We start from the raw sequence: 13345 nt of genomic DNA, 5'->3' as shown, positions 1-13345 counted from the left end.
ATTCTTGCACAGGTTGATCTGTCTATTTTTGCTTCAAGGCAAGAAAATGATCAGTGGCAAAAACACCGGTGACGGTCCCTTCCTGAGCGTCTACTTCCCAGGGGGGCTGGTGCCGGGCGGATCTTCCACTAATATCAAGGTAAGTCAGTGCTAGAGACGACTTACCGTGGGACTGTCGATCAAAACAACAGAATTTGCGCCGGAAGAGTTTGAGCGTTTTGCAGCCAAGGTCCGGACGGACCTTACAGCACTCTCTCGTCTTCTGGACCGACCCGGCTTCGGTGAGGGAGAAAGTTCAATCGGAGCCGAGGTCGAGTTCTACATCGTAAACCGTGATCTGCACGTTCAACCCATCAACACAGAAATCGCCGCCAGCGTTCAGGACCCCCAACTGACCGTTGAGCTCAACCGCTTCAATCTCGAATACAACCTCAGCCCCCAGGCTTTCAGGGGAGATCCGTTTGCCCGAACAGAGCAGGAGCTGCTCGCTGCCATCCGGCGAATCAACCAGCACGCCGCACCGATGGACGGAGAGCTGGTACCGATCGGCATTCTGCCCACCCTTCGCCAGTCCGACATGGGCGCACACGTGATGACCGACGTGCCCCGCTACCATGCCCTGTCCAACGCACTGCTCAAGCAACGGGGCGAGCCATTCAGCATCCATATCGGTGGCAACGATGTCATCGATCTGGAAGCGGACGACGTCTACATGGAAGGGGCCAATACCTCGTTCCAGCTGCACTGGCGTGTGCCTGCCCAGCGCTTTGCCGATTATTTCAATGCGATCCAGCTGGTCACGCCGATTGTCCTGGCCCTGGCCAGCAATTCGCCCAGCCTGTTTGGCCATCACCTCTGGGACGAAACCCGTATTGCCCTGTTCAAGCAATCCATCGACAGCCGGTCCCCCAACCACAAAACCTGGCGCCACCCGCCACGGGTCTATTACGGCAACGGCTGGGCGCGCAGCGCCTGGGAGCTGTTCGCAGCTTCGGCATCGCTGTATCCGCCCATCATTCCCGTGATGTCGGATGAGGACCCCATGGCTGTGATTGATCGTGGCGAGGTGCCCAGACTTTCCGAACTGCGCCTGCACCAGGGCACCACCTGGCCCTGGAACCGGGCCATCTACGACCATGCCGAAGGGGGGCATCTGCGCATCGAAATCCGTTCCATGCCGGCAGGCCCGACGGCCGTTGATATGTGTGCGAACGGGCTGTTCGTGATCGGGGCTGCGTTGGCCGTGCTTGATGACATCCGTCATCTGACGTCGATACTCCCCTTCCATTACACCGAACACAATTTCTACCGCGCAGCCAAAGACGGCATCGGCGCGGAAATCATCTGGCCGCACAAGGACCAGGTCCAGTTGCAGGATACGCCCCTGCTAACCGTGGCCCGTGAGCTGCTGCCACGCGCCTGGGAAGCATTGAAACAGACAGCCGTGGACGAGAGGGAAATTGACCGCCTGCTGGGCATCATCGAGGGCCGCATCGAAACCGGCATGTCGGGTGCCCGGTGGCAGCGCCGCATCACCGAGTCTTTATCCAGTTCCCTGGGCCCCGATGAGGCGTTCCGGAGTATGCTGTCTCTCTATATGGCCAACCAGAAGAAGAACGTACCGCTCCATGAATGGACACTGTCAACGTGAGTAATTCGACCGTACTTGAGTACCTCAATGACCCCTCACCCCAAACGCTGGGCCGCTCTCCGCTGGAGTGGCTCGACCGTTTGCACAAGCCCACCGTGGTTCGGGTGGCCGGCCGGGATCGCTCCCGTACCCGGGCCATGGCAACACTGATCCACGGCAACGAGCCTTCGGGTCTGTTTGCGCTTCACCGGTGGCTGATCGAGCAGCACACGCCCGCGGTCAACATGCTGTTCCTGCTAGGAGGCGTCTATCCCGCCAAGATTCCGCCTGCGTTTTCCTTTCGACAGCTGCCCGAAGGACGCGACCTCAACCGGTGTTTCAAAGAACCCTTCGAGGGGGAAGAAGGCGCCATCGCACAAGCCATGCTGGAAGAGCTTCGTGATGCGAACCCCGAATGCCTGCTGGACGTGCACAACACCTCAGGCACAGGCCCGGCCTTCGCCGTGACCATCACCAACGACGCCGCCCACCAGGCGCTGACCTCGCTCTTCACCGACCGCCTCATCATGACAGACCTGCGTCTGGGTGCGCTGATGGAGTACTCGGAACAGGAGGTGCCCACGGTGACCATCGAGTGTGGCGGGGCCGAGGACGATCAGGCCCATCAACTGGCATACGAGGGACTCGTTCGGTACACCTCGAGACCCGACGTGTTGTCGCTGGAAAAAGCAGAGTGGGACGTCACCGTACTGCGAAACCCGATCCGGGTGGAGCTGGCACCCGAAGCGACCATCGAATACCGCCTTGAGCCGAGCGGACAGGCTGACCTCACGTTTCCGCCAGACATCGAACACCGCAATTTCGGGATTGTTTCCCCGGATGAGCCTCTGGGGTGGATCGGAAAAAAGGGCCTCGGCATACTCACAGCAATCAGCCACAACCGGACCGAGAACATGGAGCAGGTTCTTCGGGTCAGGGACGGGCAGATCTACCCCGCCCAGGCCCTCAAAGCCTTCATGATTACCACCAACCCGGTGATTGCGAAGAGTGACTGCCTGTTCTATGCGGTCAAAGCGACGGGCGAGCCCATTTTCTAGCGGTATATTGCCCGCTCTCTGGCATCTCTTTCTCTGTCGGGATCTTCCCGGCTTTTTGTGGCCAGCACGGCATCCAGATAGTCACCTGGAACGCCGATCTCCCTCGCGCCGTAGATGACGTGATGCACATACCAGGAGTATGGCAGCAGGGATGGATCGGTATCCGTTGCATAGTAGGTAAACGCTTGGAGGGAGTTCCCTTGGGCATCCGTTACCGTGACCCGCTTTTCCTCATAGCCGAAGCCCACTCCCTCAGCCCGGTCCAGCGCGCCTTTCTCGTGCTCCGGTATCTCGAAAAGGGCACCAATGACAACGTCTTCGGGGTTTCCGGTGAACAGCGCATCGCACTTGGCCGATCCGTCTTTTCGGCTCCACTTGTGAAACCGGAGAGAATGCTCAACGAGCTCGAACCTGCCTACTCGCTCAGCACCCGGCACCCTCTGCCTCAATCTCGGGAGCGACATGTTTGATCCGTAAGCAAAGTACCTCAAGCTGACTCCGCATGGCTTAACGACTTGCTAAGCGGTTGGGGGGTGACTTGGCGGCCTGTGTGCGGCTCTTTGCAAACAAGTGACAATTTACCTCCAGCCGACTTGAGCAACTTACCAGACATTAGAACCGAGCCTTCAAGCGACACACGATTTATGTGAACTATTCACATATCTTTCACGTAATATCTTCAATATAGCATCACCCACTGCAGCGGAATTGAGATGAAAAAGTTTACAGGCATCCTTTTGGTGGTTTGCTTACACGCACTCTTCTCTCAAACAGCGTTAGCACAGGACAGAAATACAGCTCTGGTGCCCTTACCCTCAGTCGACGACTTCACCCGGGGTGATGATGGCTGGGCCCTTGGGCTAGGCCTGAGTATTGAATACGAATCTGCCTACGAAGGGTCGGATGAATTCGGTGCGGAGGTCGATCCCGCCGGTGCGTTGCAATGGCGTAAAGGTAATAATATTTTCTTCTGGGCCGGTGAGGCCCTGGGGTGGCGTGGTCTTGGTTCTGACACGTGGCTATTCGAGGCGGCCGTCGGCTTTGAGGAGGGTCGTGAAGAAAGCGATTCCGATGACGGTCGCTTGGATGGTCTCGGTGATGGAGATGAGGGTGCTGAACTCGTGCTGCAAGCACGTCGTGCTTTCGATGCCGATTGGCGTTACTGGCTGGATGGCCGGATCATAACCGGTGAGAATGGAAGTCTTGGTCTTTTGGGAATTGGGCGCCGCTTCGGCCATCAGATCGACGGAACCGGTCATGAAATTGCTATCGCCGTGGTATTTCACGACAGCGATTATGCCAACAAAGATTTTGGTATAGACGCAGAGCAGTCAGCTGCATCGGGACTGAGTGAGACTGACCTGAGCGGGGGATTTCGCTCGGTTGGGTTCAATTACAATTATCGTCATTCTTTTAACGAGAATTGGCAGATTTTCGGCGAGGCTGTATATGAGCGTTACAGTAGCGACATTGAGGACAGCCCAATCGCACGCAACAATTATGAAGCCGAAGTAGGCGTCGGATTTATTTATGTGTTCTAGAACACCTTACGCCATTGTTCAGCGGCAGCCTTGGCAGAGCGAAGCGGCGACAAGGCTGTCCGGTGAAGGCCCGCTAGGGCCGGAACGAAATGCAACTACTTGTTAGAATTGAGTTTTTCTATCTTCTGGCCAACCCCGTCAATTTTGGAGGTCATTTTCTCAATGGCGTCAGAGTAGTTATTTAGGTTCCTAAATTTCTTGATGTTTTGTATAGCAATTAAAATTGAAACAGCCCATATCGGCACGGACATTGGAAGCAGTAGTTTGACCACTGGGTCAAACAAAGGATTGAGGTTAGCGGCAACTGGACCGACGACTGGGAGTCCTAAACCTAAACTCAGGAACAGGAGCAAAAAGAAAATATCGGCATAAACAGCTCTGCTCAGGGCCACACTGGATTTTTTTACTTTTTCAAGATGCTCTTTTTCCCACTTGAGCATGTTCAGTTTCTGCTCTAGCTTCTTTAATTTCCTTCGATTCCGATAATCGACTATTCGATTTTTAAGAGGAGTCAGCAGGGCGACGACAGCACCGCCAACCAGTGTGGCAGCTACACCCTGAAAAAACGATTGGTCAAAAAACTCCATGTAATTCCTCTACTTCTAACAGCCGATTAGAATCATACTACTTTCCAATAGTATGTTGTGTAATAATATTTTTGTTGCTCTCCATTATACTGAAAGTAATCGCTTTGCCACATATCGACATTCACATCATTGCCAAAAAAATCTTTTTCAACACAATATTTTACTCTATCTTGCAGATTGCTATACACGTAAGTGGAAATTCCAATTCTATTATGCATGTTATCGCCAATTTTTACTGATTTATTTACCGCATTTCCTATCCAAACAAGGTCCCTGTTGTTAACCCCGGCGACACCAACTTTTGAACATAGAACTTTCCCATCGTCTATTCCTATACCAAAGTCGACTGACGAGTACTTTTCCATTTTCTTTTTTACTTTTGACTCGTCTGAAGACAACATCCATTTCATTTTCATGGCAGCTTCTACTGCATTGCTAAGTGTTTCCTTTGACGTGCCGGGAAAGAAAACAAGCATTCCATCGCCATTAAAGCTTCTAACTTCGCCACCTAAACTTCTGGCAATTGTAACGATTGTATGAAAATAGGCTTTGTGCAATTTCGCGACGGATACTCGGTTGTGTCTGTTCAAAACTGACGTTGACCCCCTCATGTCGATAAAAAGGGTGGTCGCTTCGAACCGTAAGCCTTTGTTGTTAAATGTTAGGCTTGTATTGTCGATATCTGGCACATAGGCTATGTCCGTGAATTTGAAGTTGTTATCAATTATCTCTGTCACTTTTGAGTCAATTCCTGACTTCACATTATCTCCTCCCTATCAAATACAGAACTATACCGACCACCGGTGAAACCAACGCGAATAGGCTCAACCAAACAGCAATCTTGAAACAATTATATTTCTTTCTCGCAATTACAGAATTTACTATTATCTGACTCGCAAGATCTTTCTGGTATCCAGTGAAGTCTGAATTCTCTAAGTTTATATTTTATCCCATTCTATTAAGGTAGGACGCGGGCGTATACTTTGATATGTCATCGAAAAAGAGCAAATTGTCAGATTTATCACAACCTCTGGGCTTGGATTCCCAAGGCATTCCTAATGATGGTGTAATCGATATCAAGCAGACTACCATAGACATCAAGCAAAAAAATATCGATACGTTAAAGTGAAGAGCTAACAGCTCAGGGACCTCAGCCGAATGTCTCAGCCTGAAAATGGCAAAAATTAATGCGCCATTCCCTGCAATCAAGGTTGCAGACTTTGCCTCTGCAAATCTCAGCCAGTCATTTATATTAGAGAAAATTTTCTCTAGTTTTTCATCCATACCAAAATCTCGATAAAATTCTAACGCTGGCGTAACGGGCCGATTTGTGGAGCGCAGCGGAACAAAGCGGTCCCGTTGACGCATTGGTTACGTGTTTCAGATTAAAGGTTCGATCTTGGCTAGGAACTCGTCTTGGAATTCCTCGGTTAGCTCAGTATCTTTCGTCATTTTATCTACCACAAGATCTGCGAGCTTGTTTTTGTTATGCTCAATGCCATTTAACCTTACTATGTCACCATCAATTTCAATTTCTCCAGAAGAACCATATATAGACCTTATTATTTTCTCTGGATAATAGTATTCGATTCCATTTTTATTCCATGTCACGATATTTTCACTAGGTAGACCCATTGCCTCAAGCGAAGCTTTCAATCCTGGACCATGCACACTATCTAGAACAACAAAAACTCTGTCTTTATAAGGGCTCTTTTGGATGTCGCCAAATATACTTTTAGTCAAATTGAAAATTTCCTTTATTCTTGAATCTCCATTTGCCTGTATAACGCTAACGTTTGAATTATCATACCTGACATTCAACAACCTATTGATAAACTTATAATCGCTTTTCCCCTCTACTATGATTATGCTCGAAGGCATATACAGAGTTTCCAGTCGGTTCCCCAGCAGGAAGAAATGCATTCTATTTATGTCAGAAACGTTATCCACTCTTGTGATGTCAATTATGTCACCGTCTTTCTCGACAAAATAGTTGTTGGTGATCTGATTTCTATCGAGAAATATCGTCGAATGAGTTGCTAATACTAGGGTTTTGATATGCCCAAAATAACGATCTCTAATTTCTTTATTGAACAGGAAATCAGAGAAAAGTCCTTGAGCTTCAGGACTAATCCCGAGCTCTGGCTCGTCAATAAAAAATGTATCAAATTCTTCGTCAAGAAGAGAAGTAATTAGAGATGTTATTAATCGATAACCTGAGCTTGTAAAAGAAATGTTGTGCCCATCAACTGATATATATTGCTGGGACATAGAGTTGTTTTCAACAGTATGTCTTAGCTCCATTTTTGATCCGAGCAAAGATTGCATTATTTCAATCAATTGCTCTCTTTTTTCATTTGTGAGCTCGGCTATGGCTTGCTGTAGATTAAACGGCGAGTTATCTAAATTCTGCTGTTGGTTACGCCATTGGTTCATGAATTCCTGGTGTTTTCGAGTTCTCCTTCTCTGATTCCGGTTAGGAGCGAAACTACCAATGACATTAAAATTTTGATACCGAGCAGGCCCAAGATATGACGCACGCTCGCCAAGTTGTTGAGTTAGAGTCTTAAGTAGATAGGATTTTCCACAGTTGTTTCGACCACATAGCACCACATACTCAGAGGACTGAATGTCTCTCATGAAGCTCTGCGCCGCCTCGCTGAACTGAGTTCCTGGTCTTTGGTCATAGTGGTACATAAACTCTATCCCTTTGTTTTACTGCACACGTAACGCTTGGGCTAAGCCGCCGGTTGGAGCGCCAGCGCAAACCGGTCGGCTTGAGCCCTTGGTTAAACCTTTTTTCGCGGCCCTAGCTTTGTAGACTTAGCTATCCCGCTGCTCCATCTCTGGCCAAGGCTGATAATTTGCCTGTTCACAACCATTTGTGCCGCCCGTGTTCCAAGTATTATCAGGCTCTAACATTATTTGCTGTGTTTTGACGCCCGTGTACCCACCATAACTATTTTTTGCGTTGGCCTTAAAACAAACGATATACCCAATATCATCGAATATTCGATAGGGGATCGGCTGAGATATAGATACAGATTTTAGAGATCCGGGGTCTTTGTAAGCCTGATCGATGTAGCCCGCCACTCGCTCTTTATAATTTTCCGGGTAAGGCCCCGCTTCCTTGGCAGGAATCACTCCCATCATCGAGCATCCACTGATTGCTATGGTGACCAAAGGAACTGAAAGTGCCCTCATAGATGAAACTCTCCTTTTTTATTTTTGGTTTAACGCCAGTGGTAATGGGCGCCAACGGAGCGCAGCGTAGTTGGCGTCCCGTTGACCACATTGTTAGGAACTTCTACCCGAATTACCTCCCGATTGGCTCACTACCTTGCCATGCTCCCGGTAGGCCTCTGCCACCTTGTCGGGTAGAAATACGTACTTCAAAACTTCATCCAGTATTTCTGGATGTAGGTACAGTGGCGCATTTACCGCATGGAAGGCGGTGGGCATGCGTACCTGCCTCCGGACAACCTTTCCGAAAAACAGATTTTGCCAAACCAAAGCACTGCGTGAAGGATGTTTCTGTTGGTCAATGATTTTCTCTAAAAGCCCACCTGCAATTCTGAACTTCTGAGGGGGCCGCTGTTTACTTTTTTCAATTGCATCAAGCTCATGCTGGAACATGTTCTCGACATTTCCACATTGAAGAGCCAGATCGTAATCCAAAACTTTACAGTAACGCCTTATTTCCCAAACAGCTTTATCCAGTTCAGCTAACTTTGGCCCTTTAATAAAATATGAGGATTCCAAGTATCTGAAACGACCGAAATTGGAAAGATGCTTAATAAAATCGTCAGTAATGGAACTCCTGCTCAGCTGGAATGGCAATTTTCGGGTGAGTTTGAGAGCTTTATCTAGGTCATGATTGATGCTCTTAGCTTTCACCCTGTTATAGAGCAATATCGCCTTTAGATACTTTTCTAGAGCTTGGAGAGACTGCCAATGAAACTGAGGATATAGCCCATGGCGATAGGAGAGCCTAGCCGCGATGTAATCTTGATCCGCTACATCCCTAAAACTACGAGTAGCGAAATCGTTTATCAGGATCTCCCGCTCCATAAATCTAGACCCTCATTCCTAACAGCTAGTTATACGAACGCGTTCGTATAACTCCGGGCGCCTATCCCGCATTCGTATAATTCCATCCGCCTTGTCACGAACCCGACAAAAAACCACTATAGTTCATAACCTTAAAAACCGCACCCTACATACCACTAAAGAAGTTATACGAACGCCAGCAGCCCAGCGCCGGAACATTGCGGGCATATAACTCCACTCTTTGAACAGGAAAATGGCAGAAAATCAGGACGCTGGAGCAGAGGCGGCGGAGTTATGCGCCCTCGTTCGCATAACTCCGAGTTGACGGGTTCAGTAGGAAGGGATAAGAGCCCGGGGAGGAAGCGCAATCAATTGCTCATCTTGTGCCCGGAATGATCCATCTCCTGCTTTTCCATGGCCATGCCACCGTCCAGCGGTTCGACGGTAAGCTCGATGTTCATGTCCTCGGCACCGTCAAACTCCAGTTGCACAGGAATACTCTCGCCCTGGGCCAGCGGCTGGTTGAGCTTCTCCAGCATCAGGTGATAGCTGTGGGGTTTAAGTTCGACGGTTTTACCGGCCGGGATCAGCAGGCCGCTCTTGACCGGCTGCATCCGCATTACGCCGTCTTTCATGCTGCTTTCATGGATGGAGATCCGGGCTGCGCGGGGGGTTTCGGCGCCGGTCAGGGTGATGTCGCGCTCACCGGTGTTGGTGATGCTCAGATAGCCCACACCCATGGGGGTGCCCGGGGGTGTCGGACGGCTCCAGGGGTGGTCGATGGCCACGTTGCCGTTCTGGTAGTCGTGGGCAAAAACGTTCGGGGCCAGTACTGCCATGCTCAGAAGCAGGATGCTCAGGCATTTGTTCATGGAAAAACGTCCTTTCTGGGGAAAACGGAATGCCGCCAGCATAGAAAGGTCTGGCACCGGTGCCAAGCCGTACGGTGCGGCGAATGGTCGCGGCCGCCTGCCGGCTCAGGGTCTGGAGAGGGCCTCGACCATGGCCCCGAGGAAGCGGGAGGCCTCGCCGCCGGTGGCGGCACGGTGATCGAAGGTCAGCGACAGCGGCAATACCGGACGAACCGCCGGTTTGCCATCGACGGGCACCACTTTGTCCCGGATGCAGCCCGAACCGATGATGGCCACCTGCGGCGGGATGATGACCGGGTTGGCGTACTGGCCGGTCATGGTGCCGAAGTTGGAGAGGGTGATGGTGGCGCCCTGCATTTCCTGCGGCGGGATCTTGCGGGTGGCGACCGCTTCCCGCAGGTTTTCCAGGCCTTTTCTCAGGTCCTTGAGGCTGCGGTGGGTAATGTCCCGGAGCACCGGCACGAACAGGCCATCGGGGGTGTCCACGGCAATGCCCACGTGGACTTCGTCCAGTAACCGGCGGGTGAGGTTGTCGCCATCGAACCAGCAGTTCAGTTCCGGGGACGCCTCACAGGCTGTCCCGATGGCCTGTACCAGGCGCATGGTGATGTCCGTGCCCTTTTTCCAGGCGCCAATGTCCACATCCTCGAAGACCGATGCCGGCACCACCTGGGCGTGGGAGAGCGCCATATTCTTGGCCATGGTGCGGCGGGTGCCACGGATGGGTTCGCCGTCGCCCAGTTTTTTCTGGTGGCTGGCCTGGCGGTGAACGTCGTCATTGGTGATCAGGCCGCCGGGGCCGCTGCCCCTGATCTGTTCCGGGCTCACGCCCAGCCGTTCCGCCAGAGCCCGCACGCCCGGCGTGGCCCGGTTGGCGCGGGCGCGTTTGCTGGAGGCGGCGGCTCCGATGATGAACTGGTCCTGGCCGGCTTTGCCTTTGGTGTCCTTGCCGGAGGTCTTGAGTTCGCCGACTACGGTGCCGCTGTCGCCGCCCTCGCCTTCAAAGGCCAGCAACGGTTCGCCGGTGTGGATGATGTCGCCGGGTTCGCCGTAGAGTTTGGCGATGGTGCCGGCGTCGGGGGATGGGATGTCCACGATGGCCTTGGCGGTTTCGACGCTGACCACGACCTGATCAGCCTCGACGGTGTCGCCGACTTTGACGTGCCATTCGACGATTTCGGCTTCGGGGAGGCCTTCGCCTAAATCTGGAAGTTTGAAGTTTTTCATTTGCTACTCCCCTGGTTTCTGGTTTGAAGGTGGGGTCTGACCCCTCGGGGTCAGACCCCGGTGCCTGGCCGGGGCTTTTGCTGACTTCTGGTTTGAAGGTTGGGTCTGACCCCTTTGGGGTCAGACCCCGGGGGTGCGGCAATCCCCGGAGTCAGTCGTTCACAGGGCGATGACTTGTTCTACGGCTTCGACGATATCCTCCACTTGTGGCAGGTAGGCGGCTTCGTTGCGGTAATAGGGCATAACAGTGTCGTAGCCGGTCACCCGCACCACCGGGGCCTGAAGGTCGAGGAAGGCGCTTTCGGCGATGGAGGCGGCGATCTCCGCGCCGACGCCGCCGTTGCGGCAGGCTTCGTGGACGATGACCGCGCGGCCGGTCTTGGCGACGGAGCACAGCAGGGTTTCCCGGTCGAGGGGGCTGATGGTGGCTACATCGATGACCTCGCAGGTTACGCCCTGATGCGAGAGCTTGTCGGCGGCCTGGAGGGTTTCCGTGACGGAGGCGCCCCAGGTGATGAGGGTTACGTCATCGCCCTCGCGCAAGGTGAAGCAGGTATCCAGTGGAAGTGCCTCGCCGTTGTTTTCCACGCTCTGGGTCACCGCCCGGTAGATACGTTTGGGCTCCAGGAAGATCACCGGATCGGGGTTGCGGATGGCCGCCAGCAGCAGTCCGTAGGCCCGCTGGGGCGAACTGGGAATCACCACCCTCAGGCCCGGGATGTGGGCAAACAGCGCCTCGGTGCTTTCGGAATGGTGCTCGGGGGCGTGGATACCCCCACCAAAGGGCGCCCGATAGACGATGGGGCAATGCAGCCGGCCCCGGGTGCGGTTACGCATGCGGGCGGCATGGCTGACAATCTGCTCGATGCCGGCGTAGATAAACCCCATGAACTGGAACTCGGCCACCGGCTTCAGGCCCTGGGTCGCCATGCCCACGGAGGTGCCGGCAATCAGGGTTTCCGCCAGTGGAGTGTCCATCACCCGCTTGAAGCCGAACTTTTCCTTCAGGCCCACCGTGGCCCGGAAGACACCGCCGTTGGTGGCGATGTCCTCGCCCAGCACCACCACGTTTTCGTCGTGCTGCATTTCCCAGTGCAGGGCCATGTTGACCGCTTCCACCAGGGTCACGTCACGCAGCTCGCCCTTGCTCATGACTCACCTCCCCGGTACTTGCTGACAATCCGCTCTCGCTGGGTCTGAAGAGCCGGAGGGAGGGTTTCGAACAGGTAGTCCACCATGGCGGTGGGCGGCTCGGCTTCAATGGCCAGGTAGTCCTCGACCGCCTGCTCCACCGTTGCCTTGCTGTCTGCCTGCAGCGCCTTTTCCTTCGCGGCATCCCACAGGTCGTTGTCATGTAGCCAGTTCTGCAGGCGCTTGATGCCATCCTTCCCCCAGGCCCGCTTGAGGTCCTCGGCGGTGCGATAACGGGTGGCGTCGTCAGCGGTGGTGTGATCCCCGAGCCGGTAGGTCACCGCCTCGATCAGGGTCGCGCCCTTGCCGCCGCGGGCCCGCTCAAGGGCCGTGTCCAGGGCTTCCGAGATGGCAAAATAATCGTTGCCGTCCACCATGTGGCCCGGCAAACCCGCGCTGATGGCCTTCTGGGCGATGGTCTCGGCCCCGGTCTGCAGGCTGCGGGGCGTGGAAATCGCCCAATGGTTGTTGATGGCGACAAACACCACGGGCAAGTGCCAGGCGCCGGCCAGGTTTATGCTCTCCAGAAAATCACCTTTCGAGGTTCCGCCGTCGCCCACGCAGCAGACCACCGCCCGCTCCTCACCCCGGATCCGCATGGCCGAGGCCACCCCCACGGCATGACAACACTGGGTGGCAATGGGTACCGAGATGGGCAGGTCTTCCGGGCAGTTCTTCCAGTTGGCGCTGCCGCGCTCGTCCCCGCCCCAGTAGAGCAACATCTCCCTCAGCCCCACACCACGCAACATGTGCGCCGCCTGATCCCGGTAGTAGGGTACGAACACATCGGTTTTTGCCATGCTCTGGCCGATGGCGGTACCAATCACCTCGTGCCCGAGCACAGAGGGATAGGTGCCGCACTTACCGGTACGCTGAAGGGCAATGACTTTGGCATCGAAGGTGCGGGTCAGCACCATATTGCGGTAGGCGGCCAGGACACGCCCGGTGTCCCCGGCCAGGGCCGGCAAGTCATCCATGGGCTTGCCGTGATCATCCAGATAGCGGGCACTATCCACATGAAATTCGTGGCGTTCTCTCATCCCGTCCTCCTTGACCTCCGGCCCTGACCACAAAGAGGCCCGCTTGTGGCGGGCACACTGGCAGTGTTGAGGCAATAACCGTTTTGTTCGCGTGGATTACGCGTATCCGGGGGATACAGCGAGTGCCCGAAGGCACTCATATACTTATT

Annotated in this window: 13 protein-coding genes and 1 pseudogene; 3 read left to right on the top strand and 11 right to left on the bottom strand. The window is 53.7% G+C overall.

The features are described from left to right. Positions 1 to 166: 166 nt before the first annotated feature. Together MD273_RS15795 and MD273_RS15790 are read left to right on the top strand one after the other, a co-directional pair. Positions 167 to 1651 carry a glutamate-cysteine ligase family protein gene (locus MD273_RS15795; RefSeq protein WP_239038760.1) on the top strand — a complete coding sequence of 495 codons (1485 nt, stop codon included), beginning with the start codon at positions 167 to 169 and terminating at the stop codon, positions 1649 to 1651. Then, the gene (locus tag MD273_RS15790) at positions 1648 to 2688 is read left to right on the top strand and encodes a M14 family metallopeptidase (protein WP_239038759.1); all 1041 of its coding nucleotides are present in this window, start codon (positions 1648 to 1650) and stop codon (positions 2686 to 2688) included. The genes MD273_RS15795 and MD273_RS15790 overlap by 4 nt, the downstream gene beginning before the upstream one ends. On the opposite strand, the gene MD273_RS15785 is transcribed toward MD273_RS15790, so the two are convergent. Then, on the bottom strand, positions 2685 to 3179 hold the full coding sequence (locus tag MD273_RS15785) for a gamma-glutamylcyclotransferase family protein (protein WP_285229169.1): 495 nt from the start codon (positions 3177 to 3179) through the stop codon (positions 2685 to 2687). The two genes, MD273_RS15790 and MD273_RS15785, sit on opposite strands and share 4 nt — an antisense overlap. A 222-nt stretch (positions 3180 to 3401) precedes the next feature. Between MD273_RS15785 and MD273_RS15780 the strand changes: the two genes are divergently transcribed. After that, complete coding sequence (locus tag MD273_RS15780) at positions 3402 to 4229, top strand: MipA/OmpV family protein (RefSeq protein WP_239038757.1); 828 nt, start codon at positions 3402 to 3404, stop codon at positions 4227 to 4229. Between the two features lie 95 nt (positions 4230 to 4324). Here the strand turns inward: MD273_RS15780 and MD273_RS15775 are convergent, their stop codons facing one another. The 10 genes and pseudogenes from MD273_RS15775 to pdhA form a co-directional block, all read right to left on the bottom strand. Further along, positions 4325 to 4816: a hypothetical protein gene (locus MD273_RS15775; RefSeq protein WP_239038756.1), complete on the bottom strand. Its 492-nt coding sequence runs from the start codon at positions 4814 to 4816 to the stop codon at positions 4325 to 4327. Positions 4817 to 4848: 32 nt separating this feature from the next. Then, positions 4849 to 5577, bottom strand: coding sequence for an adenylate/guanylate cyclase domain-containing protein (locus MD273_RS15770; protein WP_239038755.1), 729 nt, complete (start codon positions 5575 to 5577; stop codon positions 4849 to 4851). Between the two features lies 1 nt (position 5578). Beyond that, a pseudogene (locus MD273_RS19220) lies at positions 5579 to 6100 on the bottom strand (Pycsar system effector family protein). Between the two features lie 96 nt (positions 6101 to 6196). Continuing rightward, positions 6197 to 7513, bottom strand: a complete 1317-nt coding sequence (locus MD273_RS15765) for an ATP-dependent nuclease (protein ID WP_239038754.1) — start codon at positions 7511 to 7513, stop codon at positions 6197 to 6199. Between the two features lie 126 nt (positions 7514 to 7639). After that, entirely contained in the window at positions 7640 to 8020 is a 381-nt protein-coding gene (locus MD273_RS15760; RefSeq protein ID WP_239038753.1) for a hypothetical protein, read from the bottom strand. Between the two features lie 93 nt (positions 8021 to 8113). After that, complete coding sequence (locus MD273_RS15755; protein WP_239038752.1) at positions 8114 to 8887, bottom strand: HEPN domain-containing protein; 774 nt, start codon at positions 8885 to 8887, stop codon at positions 8114 to 8116. A 347-nt stretch (positions 8888 to 9234) separates the two neighbouring features. After that, on the bottom strand, positions 9235 to 9738 hold the full coding sequence (locus MD273_RS15750; RefSeq protein ID WP_239038751.1) for a copper chaperone PCu(A)C: 504 nt from the start codon (positions 9736 to 9738) through the stop codon (positions 9235 to 9237). A 105-nt stretch (positions 9739 to 9843) separates the two neighbouring features. Further along, the gene (locus MD273_RS15745) at positions 9844 to 10965 is read right to left on the bottom strand and encodes a dihydrolipoamide acetyltransferase family protein (protein WP_239038750.1); all 1122 of its coding nucleotides are present in this window, start codon (positions 10963 to 10965) and stop codon (positions 9844 to 9846) included. 159 nt (positions 10966 to 11124) lie between these two features. Beyond that, positions 11125 to 12117: an alpha-ketoacid dehydrogenase subunit beta gene (locus MD273_RS15740; RefSeq protein ID WP_239038749.1), complete on the bottom strand. Its 993-nt coding sequence runs from the start codon at positions 12115 to 12117 to the stop codon at positions 11125 to 11127. Beyond that, positions 12114 to 13196 (bottom strand): pyruvate dehydrogenase (acetyl-transferring) E1 component subunit alpha, encoded by a 1083-nt coding sequence (pdhA, locus tag MD273_RS15735; protein ID WP_239038748.1) that lies wholly within the window; start codon positions 13194 to 13196, stop codon positions 12114 to 12116. Before pdhA ends, MD273_RS15740 begins: the two co-directional genes overlap by 4 nt. Positions 13197 to 13345 lie beyond the last annotated feature (149 nt).

The sequence above is a fragment of the Marinobacter sp. C7 genome, assembly GCF_022343555.1.
Lineage (GTDB): Bacteria > Pseudomonadota > Gammaproteobacteria > Pseudomonadales > Oleiphilaceae > Marinobacter.
The sequence above is the reverse complement of the archived record's forward strand: the minus strand, read 5'-3'. Positions and strand labels throughout refer to the sequence as shown.